The sequence below is a fragment of the Gemmatimonadales bacterium genome, from assembly GCA_041390145.1.
Lineage (GTDB): Bacteria > Gemmatimonadota > Gemmatimonadetes > Gemmatimonadales > GWC2-71-9 > SPDF01.
Genome location: JAWKQM010000011.1, coordinates 1 through 16,516, shown reverse-complemented (window position 1 = coordinate 16,516; position 16,516 = coordinate 1). Strand labels below are relative to the sequence as shown.

Genomic DNA, 16,516 nt, shown 5'->3' with positions numbered 1-16,516 from the left:
TGCTGCACGATCACCAGTTGCGAGGCCGCTCCGGCGGTGATGCCGATAGCGCTCGAGGTGCAGGCGTCAGCCCTGCGCTGGTGAACTGCAGCGTCCGCGAGCCAACTAGGCCTGGGATCGACAGATTGGTGAAGGTCGCCAGGCCGCCTGCGCTCGTCGTCGCCGAGACCGTGCCGCCGAGCGTGCCACCCCCCGACGCGATGGCGGCCGTGACCGTGACGGCGCCGGCCACGTCATTTCCCGATGCGTCCCGGAGCTGGACGGTCGGCTGCTGGGCGAAGGCCGCGCCGCTCGCCGCCGAGGCCGACGGCTGCTGCACCATCACCAACTGTGTTGCCGCCCCCGGCGTGATGTTGATGGCGCTCGAGGTGGCGGTCGTCAACCCAGCGCTGGTGAACTGCAATGTCCGCGCGCCAACCGCTCCGGTGATCGACAGCCCCGCGAAAGTCGCGAGCCCGCTCCCGTTCGTGACGACCGTCGTCGTGCCCCCAAGCGCCCCGCCCCCCGACGCGATGGCGGCCGTGACCGACACCGCCGCGGCAACCGCGTTCCCCGAGGCGTCCCGCACCTGGATCGTCGGCTGCTGGGCGAAGGCGACGGCGTTCTGCGCCGTGGCCGACGGCTGCTGCACTACGGTCAGCTGCGTGGGGGCGCCCGGCGTCAGGGAGATACCTGCCGACGTCGCGCTGGTGAGGCCAGCGCGCTGGCGAACTGCAGCGTTCCTCGTACCGTTCCCGTGATGACCAGGTTGCTGAACGTCGCGAGACCGTTGGCGTCGGTGCTCACCGTGGCCGTGCCGCCGAGCGTCCCGCCGCCGCTGGCGATCGAGGCGGTCACCGAGACCACGCCGGATACGGCGTTGCCCGGGCATCCCGGACCTGGACGGCAGGTTGCTGGGCCAGGGCCACGCCGCTGGCCGCCGTCGCCGACGGCTGCTGCACCACCACCGTGAAGTTGCGTCGCGGCGCCCGGTGTTCCCGTCGCGGTAAACGTCACCGGGTTCGGCGTGATCCCTGGGCGGCGGTAGCGGTCAGGAGTTCGCCCCTGCCACGGTCCCGAGCGTCCACGACGCGGTGGTCGCGATGCCCGAGACGTTGGTCGTCACCGCGGTTGCCGGAAGGATGGAGCCACCACCACCGGCCACCGCGAAGGTCACCGAGACGCCGGCGACGGGGTTGTTGCTGGCGTCACGCACCAGCACCGCAGGAGCGGTCGTCACCGCAGAACCGGCAGTGGCGCTCTGGCCGTTGCCCGCACTGATGGACATCTGGCTCGGCGCACCCGCCGTGACGGAGACCGCGGTGGATGTGGCAGGCGTCAGGGCACCGCTGCTGAACTGCAGCGTCCTCGACCCGATCGTCCCGGTGATAGAGAGCCCGGCAAAGGTGGCCAGGCCGGAGCTGTTCGTGTTGATCGTGGTGACACCACCGAGCGTGCCGCCGCCTGTCAGGATCGCGGCGGTGACCGACACGACGCCAGAGACGGGATTCCCCGAAGCGTCCCGCACCTGGACGGTCGGCTGCTGCGCGAAGCTCGCACCACTGGCGGCCGACGCCGAGGGCTGCTGCACCATCGTCAATTGGGTGGCCGCGCCGGCGGTGACATTCACCGCGGTCGAGGTGGCGGTCGTCAGGCCGGCACTCGTGAACTGCAGCGTCCTAGCGCCGACCGTGCCGGTGATCGACAGGTCGGTGAACGTCGCCAGGCCGGCGGCGTTGGTGCTGACCGTGACCGTCCCGCCCAGCGTCCCGCCGCCGGAGGCGATCGCCGCGGTCACCGACACGATTCCGGAAACCGGATTGCCCGACGCGTCACGGACCTGGACCGTCGGCTGCTGCGCCAGCGCCACCCCGCTCGACACGGATGCCGACGGCTGCTGGACCATGGTCAGTTGCGTGGCGGTGCCGGCGGTCAGCGTGATCACCGCGGTCGTGTCCGTGGTCAGTCCGGCGGAGGAGAAGAGCAGCGTATTGGGCCCGACCGCCCCGGTCAGGACGAGGCTGGAAAAGGTGGCGAGGCCGGACCCGTTGGTCGTCCGGCTGGAGGGGCCAGTCAGCACCGCCGTCCCGGAGTTCGAGATGACCGAGATACTCCTGCCCGAGGACGCGACCGGGTTGCCCGCCGCGTCCTGCACCTGCACGGTGGGGGTGACAGGGAACACGATCCCGCTCTGCGCCGTCGTGGGCTGGGTTACGACCGCGACGCGGGCCGCACTCCCCGCCGTCAGGGTAATCGTCCCGGAGGTCACGCCGGTCACGCTCGCGCCGGTGAACTGCAGCCTATAGTCCCCCGTAGGGCCGGTGATCACCAATGAACTGAACGTGGCGCGGCCGGAAGTGTTCGTCACCGCGATCGTGCCGCCGGAGAGGATGCCGCCAGGCCCCGACGCGATGGTCACGGAGATTGGGAAATTGGAGGTCGTGACGGGGTTACCGAGCGAATCCTGCAGCTGGACCACGGGTGCGGGGGTCATGGTTGCTCCGCTCGCGATCGATGTCGGTGGCTGCGTGAACATCGCCAGCTCGCGGCCGTCACCCGCCATCGCCGTCGCCGTAAAGGTGACAGGATTCGGCGAGATGCCAGCCGGCGCGGCCGTCGCGGTCAGCGAGTTGGCACCGGCTGCCGTCCCCAGCGTCCAGGAAGTCACCGCCGCGATGCCCGAGGCGTTGGTCGACACCGCACCCGCCGGTACGACCGACCCCCCGCCGGAGGCCACCCCGAACGTCACGGCCACGTTGGAGACCGGGTTGTTGCTCACGTCACGCACCACCACGGCCGGAGGGGTTGCCACGGCCGTCCCCGCGGTGGCGGTCTGGCCGTTGCCAACGCTCACCGCCATCTGCGTCGGCGCGCCCGCCGTCAAGCCGATGGATGTGGAGATCGCCGCGTGGTCCCGAGTACGGTGGACGCAACCCAGCGTCCGCGCGCCGACCGTCCCGGTAATCGAGAGACCCGCGAAGGTGGCCAGGCCCGCGGCGTTGGTGTTGACCGTTGCCGTGCCACCCAGCGTCCCGCCGCCCGAGGCGATCGTCACCGTCACCGACCGCACGCCAGCCACCGGGTTCCCGGCGGCGTCCTGCGCCTGCACGCTCGGCTGCTGTGCGAACGCGATGGTGTTCTGTGCGGTGGCTGACGGCTGGGTGACCATCGCGAGGCGGGTCGCGGTTCCGGCCGACAGGGTGATCGTGCCGCTCGTCGCCGCCGTCAGGGCGCCCGACTGAGCTTGGGCGATGTGGGTAAACCGCCCCGGTGATGGACAGGTTGGTGAAGGTCGCCACGCCGGACGCGGTATTGGCAGTGAGGGTGCCGCCGAGCGTGCCCGTGCCGCTGGCGAAGGCCGCGGTAATCGTCGTCCCCGTCGTCGTGACAGGATTCCCGAAGGCATCCGCAAGCTGGATCATGCGGCTGATTCGCAAACGCCACCCCACTCTGCGCCGTCGGCGACGGCTGGTGTACCTGGAGTTGCGTCGCCGCGCCTGCCGTGGCCGTGGCGGTGGCACCGGGCTCGCTGAGCGTGCTGACGCCGCCGTCATCGTGTTGGCCCCGGCCACCGTCCCCATGGTCCACGACGTCAGCGCGGCCACGCGGGGCGTTCGTCACCACCGGGGTGACCGGGAGGACGCTGCCGCCGCCCCGGTCACCGCAAAGGTCACGGCCACGCCTGAGACTGGATACCGCTGATGTCGCGGACGATGGCCGACGGCAGGTGGTGACGGCGGTGGTGACCGTTGCCGTCTGGCCGTTCTTGGCGTTGATGGCAATCTGGGTCGCGGCAGCTGCGGCGGTGATCGTCACCGCGCTGGACGTGTCGGGCGTCAGCGCGCCGCTGGAGAACTGCAGCGTGCGGGCCCCGACAGTGCCCGTGATCGCGAGGTTCGTGAACGAGGCCAGCCTGCGGCGTTGGTGCTGATGGTCGCAGTGCCCCCGAGCGTCCCCCCACCACTCGCGATGGCGGCCGTCACCGAGACCACCCCGGCGACAGGATTGTAGGCGGCGTCACTCAACCTGGACGGTCGGTTGCTGCGCCAGGATGCTGGCGTTTTGCGCGGTGGCGGAGGGCTCGGTCACGATCGTGAGGCGTGCCGCGGTGCCCGCGGCCAGGGTGATCGTGCTACTCGTGGCCGCGGTCAGCGCGCCCGAGGTGAAGCGGCGTGTACGGGCCGGACACGCCGGCGATGGAAAGGTTCGCGAAAGTGGCGACCCCGGATACCGTGGCCGTCACGGTCCCGCCGAGTGTGCCTGTCCACCGGCCGAATCCGGCGGTGATCGTGACGCCGGAGGTGTGACCAAATTCCGAAGACGTCCGCAAGCCGGACGGTCGGCTGCACCGCCAATGCCACGCCGCTCTGGGCCGCCGGGGACGGCTGCGTCGCCGCCTGGAGCTGCGTGGCGGCGCCTGCGTTCGCGGTGGCGGTAAACGTCACCGGACTGCCAGCGAGCGTGCCGGAGGTGGCCGTGACGCTGTTGGCGCCCGCCAGCGTGCCGAGGGTCCAGGACGTTAGCGCGGCGATGCCGGACGCGTTGGTGGTCGTCGGGGTTGCCGCGGCACGATGCTCCCCCGGTCGCCACCGCCGAAGGTTACCGACACGCCTGCAACCGGGTTTCCGCTGATGTCACGCACCACCACTGAGGGTGGCGTGGCAACTGGGGGTGTTCGCAATGGCCGTCTGCCCGTTCCCGGTGTTGACCAGGATCTGGTTGGCGGCACCCGCCGTGAGGGTGATGGTGCCGGAGATGGCTGGGGTCAGCGACCCTTCGGTAAACCGCAGTGTCCGCGGCCCGACGAGCCCGGTGATGGAGATTGGTAAAGGTCGCGAGACCCGCCGCGTTGGTATTCACGGTCACGGTCCCACCAAGCGTCCCGCCACCTGTCGTGATGGCCGCCGTTACCGATGCCACCAGCGACCGGATTCTTAGGCAGCGTCCTGCACTTGCACCGTCGGTTGCTGCGCGAACGGCGCATGACCACCGTATCGACGGTTGCGTCACCATGGCCAGCTGCGTGGCCACGCCTGCCCCAATCCCGATCGTGGTGCTCGTGACGGGGTTGAGCCCCGTGGCGGTGAACTGCAGGGTGTAGGCCCCAGTGGGCCCGGTGACTGCCAGATTGGTGAAGGTGGCCACGCCGCCCACCGTCGATGCCGTCAGGTGCCACCGAGCGTCTTGAAGCGCCCGATGCCAGCGAAGCGGTGATTGTGACTCCAGCAGAGCCGACACCGGATTCCCAAAGACGTCGGCGAGCCGCACCGTAAGGTTGCACCGCCAGCGCCACGCCACTCTGTGCCGTCGGTGACGGCTGCGTGGCCATCTGCGGTGCGTGGCCTTCCTGCACAGCATAGGTAGGCGTAAAGGTGATGAGCGCAGGCGAGAGGCCTGCGCCAGAGGCCGTCACGGTGTTGGCACCTGCGGCATTGCCGAGCGTCCAGGACGCGAGTGTGGCGATGCCCGACGCATTGGTGAGGACAGGCGTCGTCGGGGCGATGGACCCGCCGCCGACCGTCAAGGCAAAGGTGATGGCCACACCGGCGACCGGGTTGCCATTCGCGTCGGTCACCAGCACCGATGGTGGCGCTGCGACTGGAAGGCCCGCAGTGTCACTCTGGCTGGTAACGGAATTGGCGGCGATGGACGTGGCGCCTGCCGAATTGACCGTGAATCCAGCGCTCGTCGCGCTCGTGAGACCCGTCGCCGAGGCGACCAGGGTGTGGGGAGTCGCCAAACGCCTTGTTGAGGGACAACGCCCGAATGTCGCGACGCCGGTAACCGCGTTTGCGGTGAGGGTTCCGCTGAGCGTGCTCGTGCCCGGATTGGCGCCGATCGCCACGGTCACAGCGTTCACCGCCGTCGTGACGGTGTTACCTGCCCCATCCGGACTCGCACGGTAACCGCGGGGGTGATGTTCTGCCCAGCGGTCACGGTCGATGGCTGAATCACGTATTCCAGGGCCGTCGCGTTGCCCCGCACCCAGCGCACGATGATCGCCGTAGTAAGTATCCGGCGCCAGGCCGGCCGAGGTAAACCGGAGCACCCTCGGCCCGACTGTTCAGTGAGGATCAGATTGCCGAAAACTCGAAGGCCCCGGGCGTTGGTCACAACACTTGGGGTCGCCGGTCAGCGTCCCCCCGCCAGACACGAGCGATGCCGTAATATTGACGCTCGCCGTACTGACTGCATTGCCCGACACGTCCTGCAGTTGAACCACGGTGGGGGGTCATCCGCTACCGCCGCTCTGCGCCGTGGCGGGCGATTCCGTCGTGACGGCCAGTCTTGTCGCTGGGCTGCCGTGAGGTTCACGTTGGCGGATGATACGCCGGTCAGGCCGGGGCTGGTGAACTGGAGGGTGTACACGCCGGCGAGCCCCGTGATGCTCAGCCCGTTGAAGGTGGCTTGGCCGGACGCGTTGGTTCCCACCGTGGTGAGCCCGCCAAGCGTCCCACCCGGACCGGCCGCGATACCGACCGTGATGGCAACACTCGTCGGAGTGGCGACAGGGTTGCCGTTGACGTCCAGGACCTGGATCACCGGCGCCTGTGCCAGCACCGCACCATTGACGACCGAGGCCGACGGTTGCGAGGTGATGCTCAGCCCACCGGCCCCTCCGGGCACCCCGGTCGCCGTGAAGGGCCTGCGGGGTTTGGTCATAATCTTAGGCGGGGGTCGCCGTACCGTCAGGGTGTTAATTAACAGAAGCGACCGAGCCGAGTGTCCACGACGTTGCGGCCGCGAGGCCGCTGGCGTTCGTCGTGACTGCCGCAGGCCGGCAGGACCGACCCGCCACCCGAGGCGACCGCAAAGGTCACCGCCACGCCCGACACCGGGTTGTTGCTCACATCGCGGATCAGCACGCGTGGCGCGGTCGCGATCGCGCTCCCCGCCGTCGCAGTCTGACCGTCGCCCTGGTTGATCGACATCTGGGTCGGTGCGTAGAAGCAGTGATCGTGACGGTGCTGGAACGATTGAGTTCGAGTGGCACTGCCGAATGCCAGCGTCCGGGCACCCACCGTCCCCGTGATCGACAGCCCGGTGAAGGTTGCAGCGGAAGCCCGCTGGCGTTGCTGTTGGCCGTGGCAGTGCCCCCGAGGGTGCCACCCCCGCTGTTGATGGCCACGGTCACCGCCCGCCCCGGCGACCGGTTACACCGCGTCCTGTACCTGCACCTGGGGCTGCTGGGTAAAGACCACGCCGTTTTGCGAGGTGGCCGAAGGCTGGGTGACCATCGCAAGCTTCGTCGCAACGCCCGACCCAATGGCAATCACGCACTGGTGTCCGGAGTCAGGCTCCCCGCGGTAAACCGGATGGTGTATGTCCCGGTGGGGCCCGTCACCGCGAGGTCAGTGAATGTCGCCAGCCCGCTCACCGTGGACGCGGTGACGTTGCCGCCGAGTGTCCCGCTCCCGCTCGCGAGACCGGCGGTCACGACCGTCCCAGTCGCGGTGACGGGGTTTCCGAAGGCATCGGCCAGCCGGACCGTGGGCTGGGTGGCAAGTGGCACCCCGCTCTGGGCGGACGAACTGGGCTGCTGCTGGATCTGGAGTTGCGCCACGGCACCAGGGGCGCCGGTCGCATTGAAGGTCAGGGAGCTCGGAGTGAGCCCTGCCGCGCTCGCCGTCACGCTGGTGGCCCCTGCCACCGTGCCCAGCACCCACTGCGAAAGCGAGGCAATCCCTGACGCGTTGGTGGACACGGGTGTGACGGGCAGGACGCTGCCCCCGCCACTCGCGACCGTGAAGCTGATCGCCACTCCCGCCACAGGATTGCCGTTGACGTCGGTCACCCGCACTGAGGGCGGTGTTGCCGCTGGGAGGCCCGCGGTACCGTTCTGGGTGAGTGGGGCGTTGGCCAGGAGGGTCGTCGCCGTGGACGAGTTACCCGTCGCCTGGAAGGTGACCGAGAAGCCCGACGAGGTCGCGATGAGCGAGTTGCTCCCGGCCGAGGGACCAAGGGTCCATCGTGTCGCCGCACGCCCGCCGGTATCGGTGGTGGCGGAGCTCGGTGAGGTGGAACCGCCGCCGGTCGCGACGGCGAAGGTGACATTCCTGCCAGGGACACCGTTGCCGGTCCCATCGAGCAACCGGACCACCAGCGAATCGGTCAGTGGCGCGCCGACAGATCCGGCCTGGTTGTCGCCGGTCACCTTGACCAGTGAAGTCGGCGCCGCCGGCAGCGCGGTCATCGCAAACGTCACCGGCGAGCCCTTCAGCGTGCCGGCCGTGGCGGTGGCGCCTTGGGGCCCGGCGGTCGGTCCCAACGTCCGCAGCGTGGCGGCGGTGCCGGCCGTGCCCGTGGTGCTCGACGCGGGACTGACCGAGCCGCCACCAAGCGGCGCCCAGCTGACCGATGCGCCAGCGACCGAGTTGCCGTACCGGTCCGTGACCCTGACGATGAGCGAATCCGTCAGCGCTGCGCCCACCTCCGCCGACTGATTGTTTCCCCGCACCGCGAACACCGTATCCGCCGCCGCCGCTACCGCCGTCGCGTCAAAGTTCAGCGTCAGCGCGCCCCCAGACGTCTGGCCGACCACCATCGCCTGCATCCGTTGCGCGCCGGCGGTCGACCCGAGGAGCCACCGGGAGCCGGTGCGTCCGTCCGCGTTCGTGAGGCCGGTGTCAGGCACGGCATCGCCACCGCCAAGCGTTGGCGTGAAGACCACCTTGACGCCCTCAACAGGCCTGGCCTTGGAGTCCGTCACGCGAACGAGAAGGGAATCGGGGAGGGGAGTCGCCACCGTCGCCGACTGGGCATTCCCGGACACGAGGGTCAGGGCGGCGGGGAGGCCTTCATTGGGCAGCGTCAAATTGTCGCTGCTGCAGGTCACGGCAGCGGCGGCAAGGACGACGGGCCAAACGAGCGGACGAACCCTCAGTGACAAAAGGCGTTGCTCAGACAGCGGGGAATGGGGTTAGAGCCACCCTCATCGGGCACATGCCGTGCCCCTTCGGGGGGAGATATGGTATCGTCAAAACCCAATCCCCGCAACTACTTGCACAAAACGAAGAGGGTGCCGGGACCGCCCATATGGCAGTGCCGCGACACCCAATTGTGGAAAAACTGGTGGACGACCAAATCAGGGGATTTCGATCGCGACCCCGAAGTTCCAGAGCTTCTCGGTATAGTTGGCCGTATACCGGCCCCCGAAATAGGACTCGTAGTAGTCGACCGTCGGCATGATGTTCAGCGTGCGGCTGATCGGGATTTCCCACCCTGCCCCCGCGGTCCACATGAAGCCGGAGTCGTAGGAATACCCGTACTCGTAGCAGTAGTACCAAGAGCAGTAGTAGTCGTTGCCAAAGGAGTTCCAGGCGTACCCGCCACCACCCTTCAGGAAGAACCCCTGAGTCGTGGAGGGATAGATCTGTGCGATTCCGAGCATGCCCCCCAGCGTCTGGGAGTACGCACCGTCACCGTTATACCAGGAAATCAGCTCCCCACCAAGACGAAGATGAATGTCAGGGGTTCCGCCGACCCGCATATTGAACGTCGGGGCGGCCAGCCACCCAGGCGAGGCGACTGAGTCGGGAACGCTGAAGCTCTCCGAACCCACCCCGAATCCGATGCTGCCCCAGAATCCGCTCCGACGGCTCGGGTTCTTGACGACCTCAAGCCCCTTGGGTGCGCCATCGGCCTGCGCGATGACTTGGGGAGCGGTACCGAGCGTGGCAAGCACGAGGACGGCGGCCAGCCGACGGACCCGCATATGACCTCCAGAATTTCGATGATGACCGAAGCGAGGGAACAACCACAACTAGAGCAAGCCCGATACCACCAGCACCATCGACTCCAAGTCATTATATTGCAACGTCTTGACGTACACGCCGAAACCGTTGTCCGCCCGGGAGCCTGCCCCGGTGTCCTCAACGCCAGACAGCCATGACCTCACGGTACCCGCTCGCCTTCGTGATCTTCTCGCTCTTCATGGGGGTAGTCTGCCTGCGCCTCGGTGTGTGGCAGCTCGACCGGCTCGACACGCGGCGAGCCACCAACGCCTCGGCGCTCGCGGAACGCGCGCTGCCCGAGGTCGATGCCCGCACCCTGCACGACTCGACGGGGAACCGGCGCGCCAGGGCGACGGGGGCCTACGACTACGACCAGGAAATCATTCTCCGGGGACGGGGCCGCAGCGGCGTTCCGGGGGTCGAGGTGGTCACACCGATGCGACTGGCGGGTTCGGATTCGGCGATCCTTGTCCTCCGCGGCTATGTCCCCTCGGCCGACGCCATCGGCTACGATGCGCAGCTCCACCGCGAGGCAGACTCGACCACCGTCTCCGGCATCACAATGGCAGTCCCGATTGATCCCACGGGCGCCAGGCCCGCCGAGCGCAATGGCACCACCACCTGGCGCCGGCTCGACCTCGCCACGCTGCGCGAGCGACTCCCCTATCCCATCGCGCCGGTCTACATCATTGCCGATTCCCCGGCGACGGTGTCCCCCGCCCCGCTGCGAAGCAGCGCGCCCCCGCTCGACGACGGCCCTCACCTGAACTATGCCATCCAGTGGTTCGGCTTCGCCACCATCGCCTTCGGAGGGGCCGCAGCGATCTGGTGGAAGCGGCGACATCCCGCTGCGCCGATGGCCTGACGCGATCAGGGGCGCCCCTGCGGGCGCCCCTCATCGTCTGCAACAACTCGTCCCGCCCTCAGGTGGTGCCGGGCGCGTCCATCTCCTGGATCGTCTTGGTCGACGGCTGCCGTGTGGCCTGCAGGCGCTTGGCAGTCGCCTCATTGGCCCGGAGCACGCGCAGCATGTTCTCGCCGGCGAGCTTCTTCAGGTCGCTGTCCTTCCACCCGCGCCGAATCAATTCCGCAAAGAGATCGGGGAACATGGAGACATCCGTGAGCCCGACCGGCGCGTTCGGGCCCATCCCGTCGAAGTCGCTTCCGAGCCCGATATGATCGACGCCCGCCACCTGGCGGATGTGCTCGATGTGGTCGGCCACGTCGCTCAACGTCGCGGGAGGGAGGGGATGCTCCTTGCGCCACGCGCGCAGCTGCGCCCGCACGGCGGCCGAATCGTGGGTGGCGGCCATTCCCGCCGCAATCACCGAATCCATCGAGGCCTCCCACGCGCCGAACTGCGGGTTCACGAAGGATGGCACGAACGTCACCATCACGACGCCGCCATTCTTCGGCAGACGCTTGAGGATTGAATCGGGGACATTCCGCTTGTGGTCGGTGATGGCCCGGGCCGACGAGTGGGAAAAGATCACCGGCGACTCGGTGACGTCGAGCACGTTGCTCATGACGGCGGGCGAGACGTGGCTCAGGTCCACCATCATCCCCAGCCGGTTCATCTCCCGCACCACCTCGCGGCCAAAGGGCGTCAGGCCATTGTGCCTCGCGCTGTCCAGTGCCGCGTCCGCCCAGTCGAGGGTGACGTTGTGGGTCAGCGTCATGTACCGGGCGCCGAGGTCATAGTACGAGCGGAGGGCGCCGAGCGAGTTCTCAATGACATGCCCGCCCTCCATGCCGAGGAGGGAACCGATCTTGCCGGCCTTGAACGCCTGCTCGATCCCGTCGGCGGTGGTGACGAACTGGAGGTCCTTCGGATACATCGCGATCATGCGCTTGGCGATGTCAAACTCCTCCAGTTGCATCTTCGCGTATCCCGAATCCTTCGCTTCGCCGGGGACGTAAATCGACCAGAACTGCGCACCGACTTCGCCCGCACGAAGGCGCGCAATATCGGTGTTGCCCTGTGTCTTCATGTTCAGGTTGTAGGCCTTCACGTCCATCGGCGCGGTTTCCGACATCCGGATTTCCCACGGCAGGTCGTTGTGGCCGTCGATGAGCGGGACGGTCTTGAGCAAGGCCCGCGCGTGCGTCAGCGCGGCATCCTCCTGGGCGGCCGCCGGGACGGTCAGGAAACCAAGCGCGATCGTGACACCGATCAGCGTCGATGCGAGGCTACGAAAAGGAGCTGACACCGTCCACCTATCCCTTCCGGCCACCGTTGCGGCCGAGAAATGGGTTGATGTTCACCAACTCCGGGCGCTGCTCGAACTCGGGGCAGATCGTCCGGTCGAATTCATAGGGACCGCCGGTTTCCGAATCGGTCCAGGGAAACCCCCGGCACACCAACGGATAGAACGGCTGGTCGTGCAACTCACAGGCATTGTCCACGAGGAAGGCGCAGCGCCCTCCCTTGACGCGGGTGCGCCACTCGCCCCACCGGGTCAGGTAGATCCGGTCGTCGCCATACCGAGCCGTGATCGCGGCCGCCTCCTCCTCGGCGAGGGTGGAGCCGTGGGCGCAGCAGGCGGAGTCGTGCGGACAGGGGAAGCAGGGGAGCGATGGAAAGGTCACCGGGCACTCCCGGCGACTTCGGGCAGCACCACGCCGTCCAGCGGTTCCGTTGGCCGCACGCCGATGCGGCGCGCCAGCGTCGGGGCAATGTCGACCGCCCGCACCGGCCTCCCGACCACGCGGGGGCTGACCCCAGCGCCCCAGAAGAGTATAGGCACCCTCACGTCCGCCATCCACGGGGTGCCGTGGTTGGCCCCGACGGTCCACGAGTCCCATGTGGTGCCCTCGTACGGGATCACGGCCACCAGCCAGCCGAAATCGGCCGGCAGTGTATGACGCCACCGATTGGCCAGCGGATCCGACTTCGACGCCCTGGCAAGCGAGCGGGGCGTGTAGACCCGGTCGACGTAGGGCTCCGCCCGAAACCGGGCGGCGAGGCTGCGGCTGAGGCTGTCGGGGTCGATCCCCCGGGACCGAAGTGCCACGAGATCGGCCATCACGATGCCGTAGTCGAACCGGATACCGAAGTCGGTGCGCCAGCGGTCGCGAAGCTCGCTCGCCACCGCGCGAATCATCGGAGCCGGCCACGCCCGACCGGCGGGGCGGCCATGCGTGGGAGGCGCCTGCTCCGGCATGGCCTGGGTGCCATGGTCGGAGGTGAGTACGAGCAGGATCCGCTCCTTGGGCGTCGTGACCGCGAGGGAATCGAGAAACCAGGCCAGGTAGCCGTCGAGGCGAAGCAGCATGTCGTGGAGTTCCCTCGAATCGGGACCAAAGTCATGCCCGATCTCGTCCACCGACGAAAGCGAAATCGACAACAGATCTGTGCGGCCACCGTCACCGCTTCCAATGCCCAGCGCCGAGACGCCCGTGAGGGCGAGATCGAGCGTCAGCGAGTCCATCCAGGGGAAATGCGGCAGGAGCGCGGCGGCCTTGCCGGCCTCGTCGGGAAGGGCATGCGGAAAGGTGTTGCGCCCATCCCGACCATTTTCTGCCGGCAAGCTGTCGGCTTCGGGATAGGCGCTCTCCGGCTCCAGCAGGTCCCAGCGGCGGCCGGTGAAATGGCTCATCGGATTCCGCCGGTTCCACTCCTGCACCCAGGACGGGAGGGAATCGCGATAGTACCGACTGGTGGTAAAGAAGCCAAGATTCGACCACCAGAACACCTGCCCCCTGGCGCGACCGATCGGCAGGATCGCGGATCGGTCCTTCATCGCGACGGACAGCATGCGCGTCGTCGAGTCCCGGGCGATCATCCAGTCCAGCAGGGCCGACCCCTGGAACCGATGCGGCGAGGCACCGACGGCCTTGGGATCATCGATCAGCGGGGAGAGCCGGTCGGGCACGCCGAGGTCGTTGGTCACGATGCCCGTATGGGCCGGATAGCGTCCACTCAGCGGCGTCGAGTGACCGGGCCCCGTCTGCGTGATGGCATGATCCTGACGGCCCTCGGTGAAGAGCATGCCCTCATCGAGGAGTCGCTTGAACCCACCGGTCCATTCGGCCTGGTACCGACGCAGATAGTCTGGACGGAACTGATCGACCACCAGGAGGACCACGAGCCGAGGCGCGGAGTCCTGCGGCGCCGGGGCACTAGCCGGCGGATCGGTGGACAGACTGGCCGCGAAGGCAAGCGCCAGGGCTGGGAGGAGCATCAGGGAAATTTAGCCCGGTGGCCCCGCCGAGGCATCCCTGGGCCGGGTCACAACTTGACGAAGATGCGACGGCGATAGAGCACGGCGGTCAGCAGAAAGATTCCGGCCACATTGAGAAGCGCGTAGGACAACGAGCCTATCATCGGTCCGGCCATCGGCGCCAGCACCCGCTCAAAGAGCCACCGCGGAGCCGCAACGGGCCCTTCGGGAGTCGCAATCTTCCACAGCGCCAGGCAGCGAGCCAGCACCCCCGAGAGCACGAAGGCGAAGAGGGCGTTGGTCCCGAAGACATACGCCGGGCCGGCCCAGCGATCTTTCCCCCGCACGTCAATCACCCAGTAGCAGGCCGCCAGCGCCTGGCCGGCGACCCCGGCGGTGAACAGCACGTAGGAGCTGGACCACAGCCCTTTGTTGATGGGAAACCACCAGTCCCAGACGAGTCCCGCCACCATGAGGGCCGCACCGCTCAGCAGCAAGCCGACGGTCCGATCGGCGGGAGGTCGGTCGGCCAGAAGCCGCTCCCCTGCGAAGGTGCCCAAGAGGCAGGTCGCGACGGCCGGCAGCGTGCTGAGCAGCCCCTCTGGATCGAAGTCCGGCGTCCAGAGGTGCCCTCCCAGGATCAGCCGGTCCAGCCAGGCCCGAGGTTGCCGGCGGCCGTGAGGTCGCCCACGCCGCCGCCAGGAACCGGCACCAGCGTCAAGAGGAGCCAGTAGCCCACGAGGAGCCCTGCGGCGATCCATCGCCGGGCCCTGGGACCGGCACCGAGGAAGATCAGCGCCGTGAAGGCGTAGACGACCCCGATCCGCTGCAGGACACCCGGGATCCGCATCTGCGCCAGGTCGTACCGGGGAAAACCGCCCAGCAGCAGACCGACCAGCACAATGAGCCCGCCCCGCAGCAGCGCCTTGCGAAGCAGGGCCCTCGGCGTGGCACCCGCCAGCTCCCGACGGGTGAACGCGACGACGATGGAGACACCGACGATGAACAGGAAGAAGGGAAAGATCAGGTCCGTCGGGGTCCACCCGTCCCACTCGGCGTGCCGAAGGGGCGGGTAGACGTAGGACCAGCTCCCGGGGTTGTTGACCAGGATCATCGCGGCCACCGTCAACCCGCGAAAGGCATCCAGCGAATGGATGCGGCCGGTCATGCCCCGGGGGCGCTCCTCAGAACGTGACCTGCAGGCCGGTGGTGTAGAGGTTGTCGGTGGTCCCGAAGCCCGGCTGGGGCGCGTTCTGGTACTGCAGGACGTAGGAGGCCTTCAGGGCGATCGGGCCAGCCACCGGCGCCACCAGCGCCAGCTCGTTGTTGATGCGGTAGTCCGCGCCATCTTCGAGGTTTGGCAGATAGACGAAGGTGTTCTTGATGTAGGCCTTCGGCGTGAAGTCGTACTTGTACGCCACCTGTCCCCGCGCCGTCGGGAAGCTCGATGTGACGCCGCTGGTGAAGTCCTGCTGGAAGAACGAGAAACCCCCGTCCAGCACCAGGTGATGCTTCGGCCCGGCGATCGCCTCGAACGAGAGGCCAGCGCCCTCCTGGAACCGCTGTGAGATACCGATGAAGGTGTTGCGGTCCCAGCTGCCGATCACGTACCCCTTCCACCGGGCCGAGAGCTGGTAGTCCGGCTGGACATAGACGGCATATTCATTGGCGCTCTCCACGCTGTTGGTCTGTCCGTAGACCATCCTGGCGCCCTGGGCGACCGTCCACTTGCCTGCCACGTATTCGAGCTTCTCGCCGAAGCTGAAGGTCGTCAGGTCGGTGTTACCCGAGGCGGCGACCAGGCCGAGGTCGAGGGACCCCTTGAGCGGTGGGGGGGCGGAGTCCGCTGCCTGTGCCTCTCCGCGGGTGGGCATGGCCAGGAGGACCAGGACAAGGGCAGCTGGGACGTGTGACAGACGAAAGCAAGACATCGATGATTCTCCGTCGATTTGAGACGTGGTTACGACACGCAACAAGGGCGCCCCTTTGGAGCGCCCTCCCCAAGATAGGTGCTCGCAGCCCGATCCGGGAGCCTCAGGCGGCGATGGCTGACGTACAGTGGCCGCACTTGGTGGCTGCCAGCGGAACTGTCATGCGGCACTGCGGACATTCCTTCGTGTTGGGGGGCGGCGGGGCAGCCTTGGCGTCGAACCGATTGACCAGGCGCACAATCACGAAGATGGCTGCGGCCACGATCAGGAAGGTGATGACGACGCTGATGAACTGGCCGTAGTTCAGCGTGGCGGCACCGGCGTCCTTGGCCGCGGCGAGGGAGGGATAACTGGTCAGGCCGTCGGTCCCGGGCTTCAGGACAAAGTACAGGTTCGAGAAATCGATCCGACCGAGCGCCAGCCCGAGCACCGGCATGATGATGTCATCGACCAGCGAGCCGACGATCTTCCCGAACGCGGCGCCGATGATCACACCGACTGCCAGGTCCACGACGTTGCCCCGCATCAGGAACTTCTTGAAGTCTTGCAGCATCCATCCTCCCGGGGGTAGAAAAAGGCACGCGCCGGAATCTTGCGATCCCGGCGCGCGCTGTCCAGCCTTGCAACTACTTGATCTGCTTCAGCTCCACCCGTCGGTTGTTGGCACGACCAGCCGCAGTCGCGTTGGTGTCGATCGGGAAGTCCGGAC

The 16,516-nt window shown here is 67.8% G+C and carries 18 protein-coding genes; 4 read left to right on the top strand and 14 right to left on the bottom strand.

Annotation, left to right across the window (positions count from 1 at the left end; genetic code table 11):
* Positions 1 to 10: 10 nt before the first annotated feature.
* The 3 genes from R2910_10445 to R2910_10435 all read right to left on the bottom strand — a co-directional run bounded on the left by R2910_10445 (position 11) and on the right by R2910_10435 (position 3,148).
* Entirely contained in the window at positions 11 to 631 is a 621-nt protein-coding gene (locus R2910_10445) for a hypothetical protein (protein MEZ4413393.1), read from the bottom strand.
* Positions 632 to 660: 29 nt separating this feature from the next.
* Positions 661 to 837, bottom strand: a complete 177-nt coding sequence (locus R2910_10440) for a hypothetical protein (protein MEZ4413392.1) — start codon at positions 835 to 837, stop codon at positions 661 to 663.
* A gap of 193 nt (positions 838 to 1,030) precedes the next feature.
* Positions 1,031 to 3,148 (bottom strand): hypothetical protein, encoded by a 2,118-nt coding sequence (locus R2910_10435; protein ID MEZ4413391.1) that lies wholly within the window; start codon positions 3,146 to 3,148, stop codon positions 1,031 to 1,033.
* A gap of 116 nt (positions 3,149 to 3,264) precedes the next feature.
* On the opposite strand from R2910_10435, the gene R2910_10430 reads away from it, so the two are divergent.
* The 3 genes from R2910_10430 (at position 3,265) to R2910_10420 (ending at position 5,885) form a co-directional block, all read left to right on the top strand.
* Positions 3,265 to 3,681, top strand: a complete 417-nt coding sequence (locus R2910_10430; GenBank protein ID MEZ4413390.1) for a hypothetical protein — start codon at positions 3,265 to 3,267, stop codon at positions 3,679 to 3,681.
* A gap of 40 nt (positions 3,682 to 3,721) precedes the next feature.
* Positions 3,722 to 3,910, top strand: coding sequence for a hypothetical protein (locus tag R2910_10425; GenBank protein ID MEZ4413389.1), 189 nt, complete (start codon positions 3,722 to 3,724; stop codon positions 3,908 to 3,910).
* 1,531 nt (positions 3,911 to 5,441) lie between these two features.
* Complete coding sequence (locus tag R2910_10420; protein MEZ4413388.1) at positions 5,442 to 5,885, top strand: hypothetical protein; 444 nt, start codon at positions 5,442 to 5,444, stop codon at positions 5,883 to 5,885.
* A 795-nt stretch (positions 5,886 to 6,680) separates the two neighbouring features.
* Here R2910_10420 and R2910_10415 read toward each other — a convergent pair.
* The 4 genes from R2910_10415 to R2910_10400 all read right to left on the bottom strand — a co-directional run bounded on the left by R2910_10415 (position 6,681) and on the right by R2910_10400 (position 9,694).
* Entirely contained in the window at positions 6,681 to 7,001 is a 321-nt protein-coding gene (locus R2910_10415) for a hypothetical protein (protein ID MEZ4413387.1), read from the bottom strand.
* Between the two features lie 132 nt (positions 7,002 to 7,133).
* Complete coding sequence (locus R2910_10410; GenBank protein MEZ4413386.1) at positions 7,134 to 7,256, bottom strand: hypothetical protein; 123 nt, start codon at positions 7,254 to 7,256, stop codon at positions 7,134 to 7,136.
* Positions 7,253 to 8,794, bottom strand: coding sequence for a hypothetical protein (locus tag R2910_10405; protein ID MEZ4413385.1), 1,542 nt, complete (start codon positions 8,792 to 8,794; stop codon positions 7,253 to 7,255). The genes R2910_10410 and R2910_10405 overlap by 4 nt, the downstream gene beginning before the upstream one ends.
* Positions 8,795 to 9,064: 270 nt before the next feature.
* Positions 9,065 to 9,694, bottom strand: coding sequence for a hypothetical protein (locus tag R2910_10400; GenBank protein ID MEZ4413384.1), 630 nt, complete (start codon positions 9,692 to 9,694; stop codon positions 9,065 to 9,067).
* A 173-nt stretch (positions 9,695 to 9,867) separates the two neighbouring features.
* On the opposite strand from R2910_10400, the gene R2910_10395 reads away from it, so the two are divergent.
* The gene (locus R2910_10395) at positions 9,868 to 10,578 is read left to right on the top strand and encodes an SURF1 family protein (GenBank protein ID MEZ4413383.1); all 711 of its coding nucleotides are present in this window, start codon (positions 9,868 to 9,870) and stop codon (positions 10,576 to 10,578) included.
* 58 nt (positions 10,579 to 10,636) lie between these two features.
* Here the strand turns inward: R2910_10395 and R2910_10390 are convergent, their stop codons facing one another.
* From R2910_10390 to mscL, 7 genes are all read right to left on the bottom strand, one after another.
* Positions 10,637 to 11,923, bottom strand: a complete 1,287-nt coding sequence (locus R2910_10390) for a dipeptidase (GenBank protein ID MEZ4413382.1) — start codon at positions 11,921 to 11,923, stop codon at positions 10,637 to 10,639.
* A 7-nt stretch (positions 11,924 to 11,930) separates the two neighbouring features.
* The gene (locus R2910_10385; protein MEZ4413381.1) at positions 11,931 to 12,302 is read right to left on the bottom strand and encodes a YkgJ family cysteine cluster protein; all 372 of its coding nucleotides are present in this window, start codon (positions 12,300 to 12,302) and stop codon (positions 11,931 to 11,933) included.
* A complete protein-coding gene (locus R2910_10380) occupies positions 12,299 to 13,897 on the bottom strand; it encodes an alkaline phosphatase family protein (protein ID MEZ4413380.1) in 1,599 nt (532 codons plus the stop codon). Before R2910_10380 ends, R2910_10385 begins: the two co-directional genes overlap by 4 nt.
* Before the next feature lie 47 nt (positions 13,898 to 13,944).
* Positions 13,945 to 14,436, bottom strand: coding sequence for a hypothetical protein (locus tag R2910_10375; protein ID MEZ4413379.1), 492 nt, complete (start codon positions 14,434 to 14,436; stop codon positions 13,945 to 13,947).
* 80 nt (positions 14,437 to 14,516) lie between these two features.
* Positions 14,517 to 15,044, bottom strand: a complete 528-nt coding sequence (locus tag R2910_10370) for a heparan-alpha-glucosaminide N-acetyltransferase domain-containing protein (protein ID MEZ4413378.1) — start codon at positions 15,042 to 15,044, stop codon at positions 14,517 to 14,519.
* A gap of 16 nt (positions 15,045 to 15,060) precedes the next feature.
* Entirely contained in the window at positions 15,061 to 15,807 is a 747-nt protein-coding gene (locus R2910_10365) for a DUF481 domain-containing protein (protein ID MEZ4413377.1), read from the bottom strand.
* Positions 15,808 to 15,910: 103 nt separating this feature from the next.
* Positions 15,911 to 16,360, bottom strand: a complete 450-nt coding sequence (mscL, locus tag R2910_10360; protein MEZ4413376.1) for a large conductance mechanosensitive channel protein MscL — start codon at positions 16,358 to 16,360, stop codon at positions 15,911 to 15,913.
* Between the last annotated feature and the right edge of the window lie 156 nt (positions 16,361 to 16,516).